We start from the raw sequence: 17,104 nt of genomic DNA on the forward strand, positions 1-17,104 counted from the left end.
AAACTTATAGGGCTTTTACGGAATCACCGAATGCAAGGAGATGAAAACACTATGGCAACTATTGTAGTTGATGATTCAGAGAATCTCGAAAAAGCAATTAAACGTTTTAAACGCATGGTTGAAAAAGAAGGAATTATCCGCGAATTCAAAAAGCGTGAATATTTCGTAAAACCATCTGCTACTCTTCACCAGAAGAAAACAACTCTTGAGCGCAAACAGTTGAACAAGAGACGCAAGGCAGAAAGAAAAGATTACTAGTCCTAAAACTTAAATCTTAGATTTGCGAAAAGCTCCCGATTTTCGGGGGCTTTATTTTTTTGCTGCGTAAAAATCCAAATGGTATACCATTTGGACGGTTGATAAGACCGCCCAAAAAAATCAAACTACGCTTCGCTCGTTTTGATTTTTTAGGATTATCTATTTTTTGTGGCTCTCGGAGCTTAAAGGAGTTTGAATGAAAAAAATATTGATGTTGCTGGCCATGACTTTTGTGTTGTCACTAGGTTTTGCGGATGATATTGATTTGGATGATATCGACTTAACTTTTACAGACGAAAACAATGGAATTTCGCTTTCTATTCCTGCTGGGAACGGGGAGTTTAAACAGATTTTCGATCCTGATGGGGATTCTAGTTTCACTTTAGTAGACGCAAACAATGATGGGTATTTAGATATAAAAGGGTATTGCCCATTGGGCAGTGGTTCTATGGGGAGCTGTTATCATCTTTATATATATAACCCAAAGGAAAAAAAGTTTGAAAACCCTGAAGAGTTTTATAATCTAGAAATTCATGGAGATGGAACCATTACGAGTTCGTCAAGTTCTAATTCTATGGGCTCTGCCGTAACTTCTACAAAATACAAATGGGATGGAAGAAAATTCAAGAAAATATAAAGTTATAACAATTATGACTGCGGTTCTGTCAGATACGGAAAATCTACGGTATATGATGGAAGTAGTCCAAATGGAAAAGTAAAGTATTATAAAGATTCCGGTAACGGTAAAAACGAAGTTTCAAAGCAGGAATTTGAAAATATGCTTCGAAAATTCGGGCATATGTAATTCGGTATTAATCCACGCCGATAATAGCGGTTGTTTGCAAATGGTGTCCTGAAATATAGGATGCCATTTTTTTTTATTTCCCAGCCCTTAAAAAATGTAAATTTTCCTGCATTTTAGGTCTGAAAAAATGTAAGAATTCGTTGTTTTTAGGCCCGAAAAAATGTATTCTTGTAAATATGCAAAGATTCATAGTCGAAAAATTAAAAGAATGGAAAGAAAGCCCATCTCGTAAGCCGCTTGTTCTTATGGGGGCTAGGCAGGTCGGAAAGACCTGGGTGATGAAAGAATTCGGGAGGCTTTTTTACAAAAAGACGGCGTACATTTCGTTTTATAATAATTCGGCTATGAAGAATCTTTTTGATGCGGATTATGATGTGAAACGGATTCTTCCGGCACTTAGCATTCAGGTCGGTTTTAACATTACAAGCGAAGACACTCTGATTATTTTCGATGAGATTCAGAACGCACCGAAAGCATTCGAGTCATTAAAATATTTCTGCGAAGAGGCGAGCGAATATCATATAATTGCGGCTGGTTCTCTGTTGGGCGTGGCATTGCATCAAGGTATTTCGTATCCTGTCGGAAAAGTCGATTTGCTCAATCTTTATCCGCTGAGTTTTAGGGAATATCTGTATGCAGTTGATGAAAAACCTTTGAGCGATGCCCTTCTTACGAAAGATTTTGATTTAATAGACAACTTTGCGCAAAAATATATTTTCCATTTGAAGAATTATTATTTTGTTGGCGGAATGCCCGAAGTTGTTGAATCGTTCAGGAAAGATTCTGATTACAATAAAGCCCGTTCTATTCAGAATACAATCATCGCTCAGTACAGGGGGGATTTCGGTAAGCACGCAGGCGAACGGGAACTTCCGAGAATCAACATGGTTTGGGATTCCATTCCGATGCAGCTTGCAAAGGAAAATAAAAAATTCTTCTTCGGTAAAATCAAGCATGGGGCAAGAAGCAGCGAATTTGAGGTGGCGATTCAGTGGCTTTGTGACAGCGGGCTTGTCCAAAAAGTGAGCCGCGTTAATGAGCCTCACATCCCGCTTTCTGCTTATAAGGATTTTTCCGCATACAAACTTTTCGTGATTGACGTGGGGCTTTTGTGCGCGATGAGTGAAGTTCCGGCGAAGACAATCATAAACGGAAATTCGCTTTTTGTTGAATTCAAAGGGGCGATTACCGAGCAGTTTGTTCAGCAGGAACTTCGTTCGCAGACCCCGTATGTTCCATATTACTATGGAAGCGAAAGCGCGACTTTTGAGCAGGATTTTTTGATTCAAAAGGAGACGGATGTAGTTCCGATTGAGGTTAAAGCAGAAACGAATGTGCGCTCGCAAAGTCTCAAAGCATTTTATGACAAATATAAGCCGCCTCTTTCTGTACGCTTCTCTCTTCTTCCTTACAAAAAACAGGAATGGATGGTGAATATCCCTCTTTATGCTGTCTGCACTTTTGAGTGACGGAGTTTTCTGCTTTGTTTTTAGTAATGGCTGTAGCCAATCGAGGCGGCTTTTTTGTAAAGTTCATTTGCCTTTGCCCTATCTTTTTCAGTTCCGAGGCCTTGTTCGTACATGCTGGCAAGTTTTCGCATGGCGGCTGAGTCATTTTCTTCGGCGGCTTCGGAAAATATTTCGAAGGCGGTTTTGTAATCTTTTTTTACGCCCCATCCGTTAAAATAACACAGTCCCAGGTTGTTTTTCGCTTCCCTTCAGCCTAGCTGTATGGCCTCTTCGTAACAAGTTACGGCTTTTTTCAAATCTTGCTTTACGCCTATTCCGTCTTCATACAGCATGCCAAGAAAATGTTGGGCGGCTCCAATATTCGGAGCTTTTTCAAACCACTTGAAGGCTTTTGTATAATTCTGCTTTGTGCCGTCTCCCCTGCAATAAATTAATCCCAGATTGTATGCCGATTCTTCAAGTCCATGCTCGGCGGCCTTTGTAAAATACTTTCGTGCTTTGGAGTAGTTCTCTTCTATGTAATACAAACAGCCCAAATTGTGTTGAACGATAGGATTATTGTCTTTTGCGGCAGATTCAACATTTTCTGGAAGGTCTTCGTAATTTACGTCCAATTCAAAAAATTGATTTGCTTCCTTGATTTGCCGAGACGTTCGTTTTTTAGTAAAACCAAATTTCAGTGTGAGACACACTACAAAAATAATAAAAAGATTAAAAATAAAAGATTTTTTCATGGAACGCATTCTAGTACTTTTAGCGGCGTGTTTTCAAGGTAATTGTCAACTTGTAAAAAAGCATACCCTTCCCTGCCCGCCATTCGGCTTGTAACATTTTTTTTAGAATTTCTGCTATCATTTTTTATGTGATAGTGATACTATCAATGTGAAAGAAAATCTTAAAATCCTTGAAATTGTTGGCAAATTGCCCTTTCAGGGTGACTTTATAAAAAAGGCGGAAAATATGTCTGATATTCGCGTTATCGAAGTTAAGGAAAACATTCTTGCCGACAACGACAAAGAGGCTCAGGTTTTGCGCGACAAACTCAAGTCAAAGAAAACGTTCCTGATGAATCTTATGTCGTCACCGGGTAGCGGAAAGACTACTACATTGCTGCGCACAGTCGAATCCCTAAAAGACAGAATTAAAATCGGAATCATGGAAGCTGATATTGATTCAAGTGTGGATGCTGAAACGATGGCTAGAGCTGGAGTCAAGTCGATTCAGCTGCACACTGGCGGAATGTGTCATTTGGATGCGGCAATGACCGAGCAAGGCTTAAACGAACTTAAATACGACGATTTGGATTTGGTCGTTCTGGAAAATGTTGGAAATCTTATTTGCCCTGCCGAGTTTGACACGGGGGCTGCAAAGAACGTTATGATTCTTTCTGTTCCGGAAGGACACGACAAGCCGTTAAAGTATCCGCTCATGTTCAGCAAGGTTGACGCTCTCATCATCAACAAAATTGACGTTATGCCGTATTTTGATTTTGATATGGAAAAACTTCGCGAATACGTTGGTAAGCTCAACAAGAACGTAAAAATCTTCCCGATTAGCGCGAAGACTGGCGAAGGCGTTAAAGACTGGACGGACTGGCTTTTGGGCGAAGTGAGCATTCATAATCAGTAAAACAAAACGGTCATTTAGCGAAGTCAAAATGACAATTTTTAGAGGTACAAAAAAAATGGCAGAAAAAGAAACAGTCAGACCACTTATTTTGCAGCTTGGTCAGAAGATTACGGACCGGCTTGGGCGAAAAATAAACGAAAATGACCCGGAATACTGGGGATTGAACGAAATCGTAACCGACGAAATGGCAGAAGTTGCGCTCAAAATGGACGTGCGAAAGCCAATTACGCTCCCGCAGATTGCAAAGCGAACCGGAAAGGACGAAAAATATCTCGAAAAGCTCCTTATGGACATGGCGATGGCCGGTCTTATTGAATACAACTGGGAAAACCCGAAACGCGAAAAACAGTACATTTTGCCGATGTTCGTTCCTGGAAGCGCGGAATTTACAAACATGAATCAGAAGCAGCTTGAAGCGCACCCGAAGCTCGGAAAATTCTTTGAGCGAATGAGTTTTGAGCCGCTTACAAAAGTTACTCCGATGGTTCCGGAGGGCGGTGCCGGAATCGGAATGCACGTTATTCCTGTGGAAAAGGCGATTGAAGCCGAGAATCAGAGCGTTTCAGTTGAGCACATTTCTCACTGGCTCGACAAATACGACGGAAAATACGCGGCTTCTCCTTGCTCGTGCCGTTTGAGCCGACGCACTTTTGATGAAGGCTGTGCCGATGACCCGGAAGATTGGTGTATTGGCGTTGGCGATATGGCTGATTATCTCGTGGAGACTAAACGCGGTCATTACGTTACCCGCGAAAAAGTCATGGAAATCCTGAAGCACGCCGAGGACAACGGATTTGTTCACCAGATTACGAATATTGACGGCGAGAACAAGATTTTTGCCATCTGTAACTGCAACGTGAACGTCTGCTACGCGCTCCGAACGAGTCAGCTTTTCAACACCCCGAATCTTTCCCGCTCGGCTTATGTTGCCCGCGTTGAGGCAGATAAATGTGTTGCCTGCGGCCGATGCGTTGAGTATTGCCCGGCCGGGGCTGTTAAGCTTGGTCAGAAACTCTGCAAAAAAGACGGAAGCAAGGTTGAATATCCTAAGCACATTCTGCCGGACAACCACAAATGGAGCGAGAAAAACTGGGATGTTGATTACAGAAACACGAACCGTACGAACTGCTATTCAACCGGAACTGCACCGTGCAAGACTGCCTGCCCTGCCCACATCGGAATTCAGGGTTATTTGAAAATGGCGAGCGAAGGCCGCTACACGGAAGCCCTTGCCCTCATCAAGAAAGAAAATCCGTTCCCGGCGGTTTGCGGACGAATCTGCAACAAGCGGTGCGAGTCGGCATGTACCCGTGGAACGATTGACGAAGCGATTGCCATTGACGAAGTAAAGAAATTCATCGCTCAGAAAGATTTGGACTCTTCGACACGGTTTATCCCAAAAAAAGTTATTCCTTCGAACAGGGGCGAGTTTGCGCAGAAAATCGCGATTATCGGCGGAGGCCCGGCTGGACTTTCGTGCGCGTTTTACTTGGCGGAAAAAGGTTATCGCCCGACTGTTTTCGAGAAAAACAAGGTTGCCGGAGGTATGCTCGTTTACGGAATTCCAAGCTTCAAGCTCGAAAAGGATGTCGTCCAGGCAGAAATCGACGTGATGAAGGAAATGGGCGTTGAAATCAAAACTGGAATTGAAGTGGGAAAGGACGTTACGATTTCCCAGCTCCGGGAACAGGGCTACAAGGCTTTCTACATTGCAATCGGATGCCAGGGCGGACGCAAGGCCGGAATCTCCGGAGAGGAGGCTGAGGGCGTTATGACTGCGGTAGACTTCCTGCGAACCGTTGCAGATGACCAGAATTACAAAGTGAACGGAAGAACCGTGGTTGTGGGCGGCGGAAACGTTGCCATCGACGTGAGCCGTACTGCATGGCGATGCGGCGGAACTGACGTTCAGCAATTCTGCCTGGAGCAGCGAAAAGAAATGCCTGCAACTCTTGAAGAAATTGAGGAAGCCGAAGAAGAAGGAATCAAAATCAACTGCGGATGGGGCCCGAAAGAGATTTTGACCGAAAACGGAAAAGTAAAAGGAATCGTGTTCAAAAAATGCGTTTCTGTAAAAGACGAAACTGGCAGATTCAACCCGAAATATGATGAAAACGACACGATGACCATTGAGTGCGAAAATGTGTTCCTTTCGATTGGTCAGGCGATTGTTTGGGGCGACATGCTCAAAGACACAAAAGTTCAGCTTGGGCGCGGAAACGGCGTTGTTGCGGACGGACTTACCTATCAGACTGCCGAGCCTGATATTTTTGCGGGCGGCGACGTTTACACCGGCCCGAAATTCGCGATTGATGCGATTGCGGCCGGCAAAAAGGCTGCTGTTTCAATCCACAGATTCGTTCAGCCGCATTCAAGCATGACAATCGGACGCGACAAGCGTGAGTTCATTGAACTTGACAAGTCAAATATTAAGGTTGAGGGCTACGACAACACGCCTCGTCAGGTTCCTGGCAAAAAGACAGCGAGCGAAGTTGGAAGTAAGTTCAAGGAAACAAAAGTCTGCTTTACAGAAGAGCAGATTAAAAAGGAAACTGCACGTTGCTTGAGCTGCGGACAGAGCGTTGTTGACGAAAACAAGTGTATTGGCTGCGGCGTTTGTACGACAAAATGTGCATTCGACGCAATTCACCTGCATCGCGAGCACCCGAACGCAAGCCGCATGATTAAGAGCGAGGACAAGCTCAAGGCAATCCTGCCGAATATCTTGAAGCGGGAAATCAAGATTCTTTTGAATCCGAACCGCAATTCGCTGGAAAAATAATGCACGAATTAGGAATTGTCTTTCATGTAATTAAGCGTCTTGAAAATCTTGCCGAGGAAAATAAACTTTCTGAAATTCAGAGCGTGACACTTGAAATCGGTGAGGTTAGCGGCGTTGTTCCTGAATATTTGCAGGACTGCTGGAAATGGGCTGTCAAAAAGACAGAAATCATGCAGAAGTCCGAACTGAAAATCGAACCGATTGAGGCGGTAACAATTTGCAATGATTGCAAAAAAACGTACCGCACTGTCGAATTCGGAAAAACGTGCCCGCACTGCAAGAGCGACAACACCGTTCTGCAGGTTGGGAACGAAATGAACATAAAGCAAATTGAAGCGTGCTGAGGATTGTCGGGCAAGATTGATACTGATATGGTGCTATTACAAATAGTAAATGTCTGGTCATTCTGAACTTGTCTCAGAATCTCAAAACAAAGATTCCGAAACGAGTTGGGGATGACAGTTGGTTTGTATTCGTTTGTGCTACGGCGTTTTTTGAAATCGTGGCAATAACGCGAAATGCCATTGACGGACTTGGTACCGCAAGCTTTAGGCACGCTTTGGAGGTTTAAAAATGTTGTTTCAAATTTATGGAGACGCGGCTTTGTGGCAGCTTTTGGGCTGGACGGCCGTATTTGTTGGTTTGATTCTTGCGAACGAAATCGCTCGCAGGACTAAGGCTGGCGGAATCGCACTTTTGGTAGTTCTTCCGCTCGCGCTCACGGCTTACTTTATCGTTGTTGCTGTTGCTGCCGCAGGCGGCGCAGAATGGGCTTTGAAGAATCAGACTTATTTGTACATGAACGGTTGGTTCCACTACGCAAAACTCTACGCGGCAGATATCGGCTGTATCGGCTTCATGGTTTTAAAATACAAATGGGGAAAACTCGGAAAGGCTCACTGGTTCAAGGCTTGGCCTTTTGTTATCGTCGGAATCAACATTTTGATTGCAGTTGCATCTGATTTTGAGAGCGCAATCCGAGGTTCGCAGGCGCTTGCAGCCACAGGCGACCGCTGGTGGAAATCAAGCGAGAACGTATGGCTTTACGGCGGTTGGTGGAACTGGGCAAACGGAATCGCAGGTATTTTGAACATTCTTTGTATGACCGGCTGGTGGGGAATCTATTCTTCAAAAGACAAGCATCATCAGGATATGCTCTGGCCGGACATGACAATCTGGTTCATCCTCGCTTACGACGTTTGGAACTTCCAGTACACTTACGCGAACCTTCCGACTCATTCTTGGTACTGCGGTGTTGCGCTTCTTCTTGCTCCAACATTCGCGGCAGCTTTCTGGAACAAGGGCGGCTGGATTCAGAACCGCGCGAATACGCTCGCACTCTGGTGCATGTTCGCCCAGGTTTTCCCTCTCTTCCAGATTAAGAATTGCGCAGTTTTGCCTTCTCTTTATGCGAACAACGTTCAGAATCTGAACGCATTCGATTTGACACAGGTTGCAGACATCGCCACGACGGGAATCAAGGCGAACCCGGTTCCGCAGGGAGTTGTAGCAATGCTCGCGCTCGCAATCAACGTTGTTGTTCTTGCCATGATTATCAAACGTTCTGTTCAGCAGAAGAAAAATCCTTACACGAACGAGATTTGGACTGGCACAAAAGACTTCGAAGAAGCTATGGCTCGCGCCGAGTAGGCTTCTCCTTATAGTTTCATATTTTTATCCCGCAGCTGGATGACGGAGAGTTGTCCAGCTGTTTTTTTTGTTTTAAGCAGAATTTTCTGCAAGTCGGCTTGTGTTGGAGCTGTTTTGGGATTTTTATTGCGGTAATGTGTTATAGAAAAATCTGAGCCATAGAGGATATGTGAAGAAAATCAGATTTATCTGGAACTCTTTTCCGCAACTTAATTTTAGGCGAAAACAACGATCTCAAAAACAGATATACCCAGATTATGATGAGTATGTGAAAAACTTCGGTAAAAATGAAAAAAGTTCGGAGAAAAAGTTCGGAGATAATCAAAAAAGTTCGGATATAATTCTTGAACTTTTAAAAGAAAATCCAAAACTTTCTGCCAAAAAGCTTTCAGAAAAAATCGGAATAACAAGCCGAGCGGTAGAAAAGCTGTTAGCCACACTTGTAGAAAAAGGATTCATAAAACGAGAAGGCTCCCCAGAAGACGGTCACTGGGAGATTCTGAAATGACAGAAAAAACATACTGATAAAGTTTTTTTTCACTGGAAAGATTGATTTGTGGTAAAATCAGAATCAATGATAGAAGCAGAATTCGCCCGTAAATTCATCGACCAAGTTACTCAGTACACGGAATACAACATAAATATAATGAACGAGAACGGCATTATAATCGCGAGCCGTGATCCAAAAAGAATCGGAACGTTCCACGAAGTCGCGTTCAGAATCGTTAATGGAAACGAGGAACTTGTTGTTACGACGAATGCGGACGACTATCCCGGAGTTCTTCCAGGCATAAATCAGGTGATTATGCTTGATGGAAAGCGTGAGGGCGTGGTTGGAATCACCGGAAATCCTGAGGAAGTTAAGCCGATTGCACTTATTACAAAAATGGCGGTTGAGGCGATGCTGAAATTCGAGAGGCAGGAAGAAAAAATCAGGCTTCGTTTTAGCCGCAAGGACAGATTTTTTAGTCTTTTGACGCAGGTGGAGCACGCCGACGTTCGGGAACTTAGGGCACTTGCCACCGAGTTGCAATATTCAGAGAATTTGTGCCGTGTTCCGATTTTGTGCAAAATCCGGGGGCAGAACGCTTCGTCTGTTTTGAGCGTGATAAAAGCAAACAGGCTTCATACGAGCGAGGATATTAGCTTTGTGCTTGATTCAAAACATTTTCTCGTGTTCAAAACGATTGTGGCGGAAAGTTTTTCTGACTCGTGGCGAACTGAAATTGAGGCATATTTGAAGGAACCTCTCGCACGAATTTCTGCGGCAAAATTGGACTGTGCTTTTTTTGTGGGAAGTTTTCAGACGGCGTTTTCTCAGTATTATTACAGCTACCGCCATTGCAAGTGGCTAGAAGAGCAGGCGCGCCGTCAGGAAAAAATTGTTTATTTTTATGACCGTATGCCTGCGTTCATTGCGAGCATTATGCCACAGTCCGAGCTTCAGCGAGTTTTTAACGTGTTTGAAAAACAGCTGGATTCAAAATTCTTGCAGGAACTGTGCGAAGTTGCGGAAAGTCTGATTTCTTCAAATTACAATCTTGTGACTGCCTCGCAAAAACTTAACGTTCACAAGAATACGCTGATTTACCGCCTAAAAAAAATCCGTGACACGCTCGGACTGAACGTTTTGGAAAGTGCAGGGAATCGGTTCTTTCTTGAGGCATTTTATTGTTATCTTCTGAGACGGGATAATCCATAATTTAAAAATTGTATCATTGAAACAAATTTTCCATTCAATTTTGATTTCTTTGAATATGGTGTGTCTGCAAATTCACCCTTAACATTAAGTCATATAAAAAAGAAGGCACGAAGACGTGCCAAAGGGGGCTTTGCTATGACAGGTTTACCATTGATTCTTGTCTTTGTTTTGGCGATTGTTCTGATGATTGTCGCCATTTCCAAATGGAAACTGCATCCGTTTATCGCAATCATGTCGATTTCTCTCTTGCTGGGCTTGGTTGCGGGTATTCCGATTACAGACCGAATGATTGACGGCAAAAAGGTTTCGGGTATCGCTGGAATTATTGGTGCAGGTTTTTCGGGAACATTTTCGAGTATCGGTATCGTAATTATTCTTGGTGCGTTGATTGGCTCGATTCTTGAGGCGACAGGTGCTGCGCTAAAACTTGCAGACATTGTAATCAAACTTGTCGGAAAAAAACGTCCTGTTCTCGCAATGGAACTCATGGGCTGGGTTGTTTCTATTCCTGTTTTCTGCGATTCTGGCTTCGTTATTTTGAATCCAATTCGCAAGGCTCTCGTTCATCGCACAGGTGCATCTTCCGTTGCAATGACGGTTGGCCTTTCAAGTGGTTTGTTCATTGCTCACTGTTTTATTCCGCCGACGCCGGGCCCGATTGCTGCTGCCTCAACTTTGGGAATCGGTGACAATCTTTTGATGGTAATTTTGCTTGGTATCGTCTGTTCTGTATTTCCGATTATTGCAGGCGTTTTGTATGCAAACTACATCGGAAAGAAGGTTAAGGCTGATGATGAGGCTGATGCGGGCGAGGTTACAAAATCTTATGAAGAACTTGTCGCAGCTTTCGGTAAACTTCCGAACGGATTCAATGCGCTTGCTCCGATTATTGTCCCGATTATTTTGATGGCTGCGTCTTCTGTTGTCGCTATGGCAAAGATGACCGGCACATTCGCAAGTCTTTTGACTTTCTTGGGAACTCCTATTGTTGCACTTGCTGTTGGTACTCTTTGTGCTATCGTTCAGCTCAAGACGAGCGGAAAAATCGAAAAATTCTATGAACTTACAAATGAAACTTTGAAAACTGTCGGCCCGATTTTGTTCGTAACTGCTGCCGGTGGCGTTCTCGGTAAAGTAATCGCTTCTTCGGACATGGTTAACTACATCAAGGAACACGCTACAGTTTTGAGCACAATGGGAATCTTCTTCCCGTTCTTGCTTGCAGCAATCTTGAAGTCTGCTCAGGGCTCTTCTACGGTTGCGCTCACGACTACTGCCGGAATCGTGGCTCCTTTGCTTCCTGTTTTGGGACTTGGCTCACCGATTCGCATGGTTCTTGCTTGTATGGCAATCGGTGCGGGTGCAATGACGGTTTCTCATGCGAACGACAGCTATTTCTGGGTTGTTACGAATTTCGGTGCAATGTCGCCTGACCGCGGATACAAGACTCAGACTGTGGGAACTCTGGTTCTTGGTGTTGCGGCTATGCTTGAAATCTTTATTCTTTCTATCTTTTTGCACTAATTAAATTAAGGCTGGAAAAACTCATGAAACTGTTATTTGCTTCTGATTCGTTCAAAGGTACGATTACAAGCGCAGAAAGTGCGTTGATGCTTGAAAAGGCTGCTCGCGAGATTTTTGGGGAAAGCAATGTTGAATGTACCAGCATTCCTGTTGCAGACGGCGGTGAAGGCACGACCGATGCTGTAATTTCTGCCTGCAACGGAAAGAAAATCTTGGTGGGCGTTCACGGGCCTTTAATGGAAAGCGTGGAGGCATACTACGGAGATCTTGGCACGGACGAAACTGGCAAAAAATCTGCAATAATGGAAATGGCCGTTGCTTCGGGATTGCCGATGGTTCCTGCCGAAAAGAGAAATCCTCTCAACACGACGACTTTTGGCACCGGCGAACTTTTGCGCGACGCTCTCGACAAAGGATTTTCAAACATTTCGATTGCTATTGGCGGTTCTGCAACAAATGACGGTGGAATGGGCTGTATGCGCGCCTTGGGTGTTCGCTTTCTCGATAAAGACGGAAACGAACTTTTGGGGTGTGGTTCTGACCTCGAAAAATTGGTTGAAATCGACACTACAGGTCTTGATTCTCGTGTGAAAAATGCGACTTTCACAGTTATGTGCGATGTGACGAATCCGCTTTGCGGAAAAGATGGTGCGACTTACACATTCGGAAAGCAGAAAGGTGCGACTCCTGAAATTCAGAACCGTCTCGAAAAAGGAATGCAGAATTATCGTGATGTGATCATAAAAAAATTCGGCATAAATCCGGACGAGATTGCGGGTAGCGGAGCTGCAGGTGGGCTTGGAGCTGCGTTGCTCGTATTCTTGAACGCTAAACTCAAAAGCGGAATCGAGACCGTGCTTGATTTGACGAATTTTGACGAGCGGTTAAAAGGCGTGGATTTGGTTGTGACTGGCGAAGGTCGCACGGACTGGCAGTCATGCTTCGGAAAAGTTGTTCAGGGAGTAGGCGATCGTTGCAAGCGTGCAGGAGTTCCTGCCGTGGCTTTGGTCGGAAGCATGGGCGAAGGTGCCGAAAAAATCTTTGACCACGGAATCTGCTCCATGCTTCCGACGGTTGTTGATACAATAACGCTCGAAGAGGCTCTTGCCCATTCAAAAGAAGCCTATTACGCAGGTGCGTTAAGATTGTTCAAATTCATAAAGACCGGAATGGGAATAAGTCGATAGAAGTTGATTAAAACGTCTCCCAGGGGGAAAAATCCTGGGAACGTCACTATTACAACTGTCTTATGACTTCGCTTAGTAACTCTTTTAATTTACTAGCATCGGCTTTGTTTAATTTTATTTGCACATAATCACCGCTTTCTAAATCGCATGGTGGAATCTTATGTTTAGCGTCCTCTTCAAATCCTTCTAATTTTTTTACAAGTTCTTTGTTATCCATTTAAATACCTCTAATTCAATTTATGATAAATTGAATTTGAAACACGGTAGGGGCATTTACTTTTCCCTACCGTGTCATGTATCATTAGCATGATTTTTCATGTTTTCAAATTATGCTAATTTAATTTAAATATTTCTCCTTCAATTTTAGAACCATGGATTTATAAATGTCGTGTGTTTTTTCTTTATCACCAGCCTCACACGATTCAACAGCTGGTTTTATCCATTTTTGATAAATTTCTTCATAGATTTCAGGAGCATTTTTTTCTTTATCGATATTTGCGCAAATTTTTGGCGCGATGATGTAATATTCTTCAACTTCACGCTTCATACAATCATCTTTATTCATAAAAGAATCCCTGAAGTTCCTTAAAACCTCTAGTTCGTGGCAATTGTCAGGAAGATTTCGAGATTTGATTGTAGCAGTGGTAATAAAGCAAGAACCTCTTTTTGCTTTATGAATGGCAATGTCGGGACAGTCGGAATTTATCCAATCACTTTTACATTTTCCTGAGCAAAAAATTGAATAATAGATAAATTTCTTGTCCTTATCATAAATGTGAAAATTTCTTGCTGTAGAACCTTCGGGAATACCATCCCCACACCAATCGCAGTTCATAAGAACCTCCTGTTTTTAATTTATAAATTCAATGCATTATTCAAAAAAAAATTGAAGTTTGTTTTTTCATTTCGCGCTCACCGAGCGCATCGGTATATAATTACATATCTATCAATTATGTATTTTATCTGAATTTACCCATGTTATATTTAATTGTCAATAGTTCTAGGGTATATAAAATAGGAAGTAAATATAATTGTCAATTTGGTATTTTTAGATGAATAACTTACAGAAGTGCCTGTCAAAAAATATGAAATTCTATCGCAAAAAGGAAGGTCTTTCGCAAGCGGCCCTTGCAGAGAAGGCAGGCACTGCGGCAAATTACATTGCTCTCATTGAGGTCGGAAAGAATTTTCCTTCGCTTCAAATGCTCGAAAAAATTGCACTTGCACTTAATGTTGACGCATTGGATTTGTTCGACAAGAATGGCTTTTCGCTGATTGACGGCGAAACGTTGCAACAAAATCTGATAGAATCGATTGAGGAAGTTGTACGAGAGCAATTCAGTGGTTGTGTGCTTGTGAGAAACCTTTAATATTTATGCCGAGAAATTCGGTATGAACGTAATACCCCTCCCCCTCCTCTAGTCGGAAAATTCCCTAGAATTTTTCTTTCAATTAACCTAAGATTTTTGAATTAACTGCCACAAACAAGGAGTTTCTATGAAAAAAATCTTTTTGGCTTTAATGTTGATTTTGGGAATTGCCACTACAAAAACTTTTGCGCTCGGAATCGGTATTCAGGCGGGGCCTGTCGTTGGTAGCGGATTCCACAGTGGTGGAGCGATTACGTTCAAGCTTGACCAGCTTCCCTGCGTGTTCGCGGTGGCTATTCCCTCGTTTGACCCTTTTGCAATCGGTGTTACGGCTGACTGGTGGATGGAAAACCCAACGATAAAAGACTTTTGGAAGTGGTATTATGGTTTCGGTGCTGCCGGGGCTTTTTATGTTAACGGCGATGACGGAGACAGCAGCGCGGCTCTGGGGGTGGGCGGAAGAATCCTAATCGGAACGAACGTTTTACTTTTGAACGACGTTCTTGAGCTTTACGCTCAGGCGGCCTGGCAACCGATGCTTTTTGTTGGCAACGGAATCGGAACTCATTTCTTCAACTTTCCGATTGATATTGGCGTAAGACTCTGGTTCTAAAGGAAACGCGAAGAGTTAGCTTTTTGATAAAAATTTAACTTGCGCGTTGGTGGAGAGCTTGCGGGTGCTTCAAAGTTGCTGCGAAAAGCACAGTGGCAGCTTTGAGGTTTGGTCTTATTGTCCGCGCTTCGCGTCCAATTTTTGTTGGGTTGTTCAACAAGTTCATATAAAAAAAGGGAGATAAAAATGGATGAGAAAAAAATTGAATTAAAAAAGTTTGACTTTGAAAATCCTGAGCTTCTTAAAAAAGAATGGGATTACATAAGGACGCTTCCGCCAGACGAAAACGGTTTTACGAACACCGATTTTGGAATCAGCTGGGAAGATTTTTTGAACGTTTACGTGCCTTCAAAAATCAAGCTGAGCGAAGGAAAAGATTTGCCGGAAGGCTGGGTTCCGCAGACGAATTATCTTCTTTGGATTGACGGCGAAATCGCAGGAATGTTCCGCGTGCGCCCGATTCTGAACGACTTTTTGCGGAACGTTACAGGCGGTCACATCGGTTATGGTCTTCGCCCTGAGTTCCGCGGAAAAGGCTACGCTACAATCGGTCTTTCCCTCGCACTAAAGGAACTCAAAAAACTTACCGCCGACAGCGAGGCTCTTCTTTTTTGCCACAAAGACAATCCCGCTTCGCTCCGCGTAATGCAGAAAAACGGTGGTGTCGTTTACGGCGAGACCGACGAGAATTTCTGCACGAAAATCGACCTTTCGTCATTCTAATAATTTTCATTCTGTGGATTTAGGGAAGCGTAAAAGCAACTTTTTGCGTTTCTCCTTGTTCCCTAAAATCGAATCTTTTAGTATTCTTTTAGCACACCCCACCGTACCAAAAAATCATTTCCAAGATAGGAGACTCAAATGCCGAATACAATTGCAGCGCAAAAAATGGTAAAAATCCATTACACATTAACTGATAAAGATGGAAATTTGATTGACACTTCTCGTGAGCAGGGACCTCTTGAATATATGCACGGAGTTGGTTCGTTGATTCCGGGGCTTGAGCGACAGATTGAAGGCAAAGCCGCTGGCGAAAAATTTAAGGTTGTCGTTGAGCCAAAAGAAGGATATGGCGAGTATGATGATTCGCTCGTTCAGGAAGTGCCACGCAAGCAATTTGAAGTTGCAAAGCCGATTGAAGTTGGCGACACTTTTGAGGCGCAGACACCTACAGGACCGTTCATGGTTCGTGTTACAAAAGTGACCGATGACCAGATTACTGTTGACGGAAATCACGAACTTGCGGGAAAAGAGCTTTTCTTTGATATTGAAGTTGTTGACGTTCGTGATCCGAGCGAGGAAGAACTCAGCCAGTTTGAGTCAAGTTGCGATTGCGGTGGTTCATGCGGCGGCAGTTGTGGCGGCGGATGCGGCGGTTGCAGTGGCTGCGGAGAGTAAGTAAAAACTCCCCGTCCGTTTTATGCGTTTTTGAGGCTTGCCAAAATCAAGGCTGTGTTTTCCTGTTTGGAAACAGGTTTTAAGGCAACCTCAATGTCGCAAATCGACTTGTAAAGTTTTTGTCGTTCTGCATAAAACTTGTGGAACGACTCCCGAACTTCGTTTATCGATTTTGGGTTTTCCTTTGCGATATATGCAGGAAGATTCTGTAAAATTCCGTCTTGCTCGATTACGATTTCTTTTATAATTCTGTCGCACGCGGTAGTTTCGTCGGAATTCAAAAAAATCAGCGTGCCCATTTCTTTTAGGATTTTGATTGCCTCGGAATTGTTGCAAATTCCGCCTCCCGTGGCGATTACGGCTTTTTTTGAAATCTTTTTTTGAAGGTGTGCGCAGGCATCTTTTTCGGCCTTCATAAAAGCGTCTTTGCCGCTTCGCGAATAAATTTCACGTCGGGTTTTTTTTTGTCAGCTCCAAAATCACGTCGTCAGTGTCAAAAAAATTGCAGTCAAAATGATTTGCCAAAAGCTTTCCTTGTGTTGATTTTCCGCAGTGTTTTATTCCCATCAAAATTAAAATTTCATTTGATTTCATGCTTCGTTCCGTTTTTTAGATTTTTGCGGATTCTAAAAACTTAAGTTGGGTAGCTCGAAAAACTTGTTTTGCAAGATTTTTCCGCAGTTCCTGGTTGAAAGTCTTTAAAAATGCCCATTAAGT

General features: G+C 43.3%; 21 protein-coding genes and 1 pseudogene. 15 read left to right on the forward strand and 7 right to left on the reverse strand.

The window, feature by feature from the left end; translation table 11 throughout:
• The first annotated feature begins 51 nt into the window (after window positions 1-51).
• The 3 genes from rpsU (at window position 52) to JI65_RS04805 (ending at window position 2,532) form a co-directional block, all read left to right on the forward strand.
• Window positions 52-258, forward strand: coding sequence for a 30S ribosomal protein S21 (rpsU, locus tag JI65_RS04795; RefSeq protein ID WP_191014247.1), 207 nt, complete (start codon window positions 52-54; stop codon window positions 256-258).
• A 196-nt stretch (window positions 259-454) separates the two neighbouring features.
• Entirely contained in the window at window positions 455-895 is a 441-nt protein-coding gene (locus JI65_RS04800; RefSeq protein WP_191014248.1) for an XAC2610-related protein, read from the forward strand.
• A gap of 344 nt (window positions 896-1,239) precedes the next feature.
• A complete protein-coding gene (locus tag JI65_RS04805) occupies window positions 1,240-2,532 on the forward strand; it encodes an ATP-binding protein (RefSeq protein WP_191014249.1) in 1,293 nt (430 codons plus the stop codon).
• A 20-nt stretch (window positions 2,533-2,552) separates the two neighbouring features.
• Here the strand turns inward: JI65_RS04805 and JI65_RS04810 are convergent, their stop codons facing one another.
• The 3 genes and pseudogenes from JI65_RS04810 to JI65_RS04820 all read right to left on the reverse strand — a co-directional run bounded on the left by JI65_RS04810 (window position 2,553) and on the right by JI65_RS04820 (window position 3,266).
• Window positions 2,553-2,663 (reverse strand): SEL1-like repeat protein, encoded by a 111-nt coding sequence (locus tag JI65_RS04810; RefSeq protein WP_277950584.1) that lies wholly within the window; start codon window positions 2,661-2,663, stop codon window positions 2,553-2,555.
• A gap of 21 nt (window positions 2,664-2,684) precedes the next feature.
• A pseudogene (locus tag JI65_RS17745) lies at window positions 2,685-2,765 on the reverse strand (SEL1-like repeat protein); the annotation flags it as partial.
• 15 nt (window positions 2,766-2,780) lie between these two features.
• Complete coding sequence (locus JI65_RS04820) at window positions 2,781-3,266, reverse strand: tetratricopeptide repeat protein (RefSeq protein ID WP_191014251.1); 486 nt, start codon at window positions 3,264-3,266, stop codon at window positions 2,781-2,783.
• Between the two features lie 226 nt (window positions 3,267-3,492).
• On the opposite strand from JI65_RS04820, the gene hypB reads away from it, so the two are divergent.
• The 8 genes from hypB (at window position 3,493) to JI65_RS04860 (ending at window position 13,006) form a co-directional block, all read left to right on the forward strand.
• Entirely contained in the window at window positions 3,493-4,161 is a 669-nt protein-coding gene (gene hypB / locus JI65_RS04825) for a hydrogenase nickel incorporation protein HypB (RefSeq protein ID WP_191014252.1), read from the forward strand.
• Window positions 4,162-4,216: 55 nt separating this feature from the next.
• Entirely contained in the window at window positions 4,217-6,943 is a 2,727-nt protein-coding gene (locus tag JI65_RS04830; RefSeq protein ID WP_191014253.1) for an FAD-dependent oxidoreductase, read from the forward strand.
• A complete protein-coding gene (locus JI65_RS04835) occupies window positions 6,943-7,287 on the forward strand; it encodes a hydrogenase maturation nickel metallochaperone HypA (RefSeq protein ID WP_191014254.1) in 345 nt (114 codons plus the stop codon). Before JI65_RS04830 ends, JI65_RS04835 begins: the two co-directional genes overlap by 1 nt.
• 229 nt (window positions 7,288-7,516) lie before the next feature.
• Window positions 7,517-8,593 (forward strand): DUF5692 family protein, encoded by a 1,077-nt coding sequence (locus JI65_RS04840; RefSeq protein WP_191014255.1) that lies wholly within the window; start codon window positions 7,517-7,519, stop codon window positions 8,591-8,593.
• A gap of 169 nt (window positions 8,594-8,762) precedes the next feature.
• Complete coding sequence (locus JI65_RS04845) at window positions 8,763-9,101, forward strand: MarR family winged helix-turn-helix transcriptional regulator (RefSeq protein ID WP_191014256.1); 339 nt, start codon at window positions 8,763-8,765, stop codon at window positions 9,099-9,101.
• Between the two features lie 48 nt (window positions 9,102-9,149).
• Complete coding sequence (locus tag JI65_RS04850; RefSeq protein ID WP_197971901.1) at window positions 9,150-10,295, forward strand: CdaR family transcriptional regulator; 1,146 nt, start codon at window positions 9,150-9,152, stop codon at window positions 10,293-10,295.
• Between the two features lie 135 nt (window positions 10,296-10,430).
• Window positions 10,431-11,819: a GntP family permease gene (locus JI65_RS04855; protein WP_191014257.1), complete on the forward strand. Its 1,389-nt coding sequence runs from the start codon at window positions 10,431-10,433 to the stop codon at window positions 11,817-11,819.
• Between the two features lie 23 nt (window positions 11,820-11,842).
• Window positions 11,843-13,006, forward strand: coding sequence for a glycerate kinase family protein (locus JI65_RS04860; RefSeq protein ID WP_191014258.1), 1,164 nt, complete (start codon window positions 11,843-11,845; stop codon window positions 13,004-13,006).
• Between the two features lie 49 nt (window positions 13,007-13,055).
• Here JI65_RS04860 and JI65_RS04865 read toward each other — a convergent pair whose 3' ends face one another.
• Together JI65_RS04865 and JI65_RS04870 are read right to left on the reverse strand one after the other, a co-directional pair.
• Window positions 13,056-13,223, reverse strand: coding sequence for a hypothetical protein (locus tag JI65_RS04865; RefSeq protein WP_191014259.1), 168 nt, complete (start codon window positions 13,221-13,223; stop codon window positions 13,056-13,058).
• Window positions 13,224-13,343: 120 nt separating this feature from the next.
• A complete protein-coding gene (locus JI65_RS04870; protein ID WP_191014260.1) occupies window positions 13,344-13,841 on the reverse strand; it encodes a CFI-box-CTERM domain-containing protein in 498 nt (165 codons plus the stop codon).
• Window positions 13,842-14,091: 250 nt separating this feature from the next.
• Between JI65_RS04870 and JI65_RS04875 the strand changes: the two genes are divergently transcribed.
• The 4 genes from JI65_RS04875 (at window position 14,092) to JI65_RS04890 (ending at window position 16,387) form a co-directional block, all read left to right on the forward strand.
• Window positions 14,092-14,376, forward strand: coding sequence for a helix-turn-helix domain-containing protein (locus JI65_RS04875; protein ID WP_191014261.1), 285 nt, complete (start codon window positions 14,092-14,094; stop codon window positions 14,374-14,376).
• A 127-nt stretch (window positions 14,377-14,503) separates the two neighbouring features.
• Window positions 14,504-14,989, forward strand: a complete 486-nt coding sequence (locus tag JI65_RS04880) for a hypothetical protein (protein ID WP_191014262.1) — start codon at window positions 14,504-14,506, stop codon at window positions 14,987-14,989.
• 186 nt (window positions 14,990-15,175) lie between these two features.
• Entirely contained in the window at window positions 15,176-15,712 is a 537-nt protein-coding gene (locus JI65_RS04885) for a GNAT family N-acetyltransferase (protein WP_191014263.1), read from the forward strand.
• A 138-nt stretch (window positions 15,713-15,850) separates the two neighbouring features.
• Window positions 15,851-16,387, forward strand: coding sequence for an FKBP-type peptidyl-prolyl cis-trans isomerase (locus JI65_RS04890; RefSeq protein WP_191014264.1), 537 nt, complete (start codon window positions 15,851-15,853; stop codon window positions 16,385-16,387).
• Window positions 16,388-16,407: 20 nt separating this feature from the next.
• Here JI65_RS04890 and JI65_RS04895 read toward each other — a convergent pair whose 3' ends face one another.
• Together JI65_RS04895 and JI65_RS04900 are read right to left on the reverse strand one after the other, a co-directional pair.
• Complete coding sequence (locus JI65_RS04895; RefSeq protein ID WP_191014269.1) at window positions 16,408-16,803, reverse strand: shikimate kinase; 396 nt, start codon at window positions 16,801-16,803, stop codon at window positions 16,408-16,410.
• 31 nt (window positions 16,804-16,834) lie between these two features.
• Window positions 16,835-16,981: a shikimate kinase gene (locus JI65_RS04900; protein WP_191014265.1), complete on the reverse strand. Its 147-nt coding sequence runs from the start codon at window positions 16,979-16,981 to the stop codon at window positions 16,835-16,837.
• Window positions 16,982-17,104: the final 123 nt, after the last annotated feature.

The sequence above is a fragment of the Treponema zioleckii genome (assembly GCF_014737315.1).
Lineage (GTDB): Bacteria > Spirochaetota > Spirochaetia > Treponematales > Treponemataceae > Treponema_D > Treponema_D zioleckii.

Excerpts from the sequence above, each read along its gene's own strand:
- JI65_RS04835 (WP_191014254.1), top strand. The coding sequence starts at position 6,943 with ATGCACGAATTAGGAATTGTCTTTCATGTAATTAAGCGTCTTGAAAAT.
- JI65_RS04875 (WP_191014261.1), top strand. The coding sequence starts at position 14,092 with ATGAAATTCTATCGCAAAAAGGAAGGTCTTTCGCAAGCGGCCCTTGCA.
- JI65_RS04860 (WP_191014258.1), top strand. The coding sequence starts at position 11,843 with ATGAAACTGTTATTTGCTTCTGATTCGTTCAAAGGTACGATTACAAGC.
- JI65_RS04820 (WP_191014251.1), bottom strand. The coding sequence starts at position 3,266 with ATGAAAAAATCTTTTATTTTTAATCTTTTTATTATTTTTGTAGTGTGT.
- JI65_RS04890 (WP_191014264.1), top strand. The coding sequence starts at position 15,851 with ATGCCGAATACAATTGCAGCGCAAAAAATGGTAAAAATCCATTACACA.
- JI65_RS04865 (WP_191014259.1), bottom strand. The coding sequence starts at position 13,223 with ATGGATAACAAAGAACTTGTAAAAAAATTAGAAGGATTTGAAGAGGAC.
- JI65_RS04870 (WP_191014260.1), bottom strand. The coding sequence starts at position 13,841 with ATGAACTGCGATTGGTGTGGGGATGGTATTCCCGAAGGTTCTACAGCA.
- JI65_RS04830 (WP_191014253.1), top strand. The coding sequence starts at position 4,217 with ATGGCAGAAAAAGAAACAGTCAGACCACTTATTTTGCAGCTTGGTCAG.
- rpsU (WP_191014247.1), top strand. The coding sequence starts at position 52 with ATGGCAACTATTGTAGTTGATGATTCAGAGAATCTCGAAAAAGCAATT.
- JI65_RS04805 (WP_191014249.1), top strand. The coding sequence starts at position 1,240 with ATGCAAAGATTCATAGTCGAAAAATTAAAAGAATGGAAAGAAAGCCCA.
- JI65_RS04885 (WP_191014263.1), top strand. The coding sequence starts at position 15,176 with ATGGATGAGAAAAAAATTGAATTAAAAAAGTTTGACTTTGAAAATCCT.
- JI65_RS04800 (WP_191014248.1), top strand. The coding sequence starts at position 455 with ATGAAAAAAATATTGATGTTGCTGGCCATGACTTTTGTGTTGTCACTA.
- hypB (WP_191014252.1), top strand. The coding sequence starts at position 3,493 with ATGTCTGATATTCGCGTTATCGAAGTTAAGGAAAACATTCTTGCCGAC.
- JI65_RS04880 (WP_191014262.1), top strand. The coding sequence starts at position 14,504 with ATGAAAAAAATCTTTTTGGCTTTAATGTTGATTTTGGGAATTGCCACT.
- JI65_RS04895 (WP_191014269.1), bottom strand. The coding sequence starts at position 16,803 with ATGAAGGCCGAAAAAGATGCCTGCGCACACCTTCAAAAAAAGATTTCA.
- JI65_RS04855 (WP_191014257.1), top strand. The coding sequence starts at position 10,431 with ATGACAGGTTTACCATTGATTCTTGTCTTTGTTTTGGCGATTGTTCTG.
- JI65_RS04900 (WP_191014265.1), bottom strand. The coding sequence starts at position 16,981 with ATGAAATCAAATGAAATTTTAATTTTGATGGGAATAAAACACTGCGGA.
- JI65_RS04810 (WP_277950584.1), bottom strand. The coding sequence starts at position 2,663 with ATGCGAAAACTTGCCAGCATGTACGAACAAGGCCTCGGAACTGAAAAA.
- JI65_RS04840 (WP_191014255.1), top strand. The coding sequence starts at position 7,517 with ATGTTGTTTCAAATTTATGGAGACGCGGCTTTGTGGCAGCTTTTGGGC.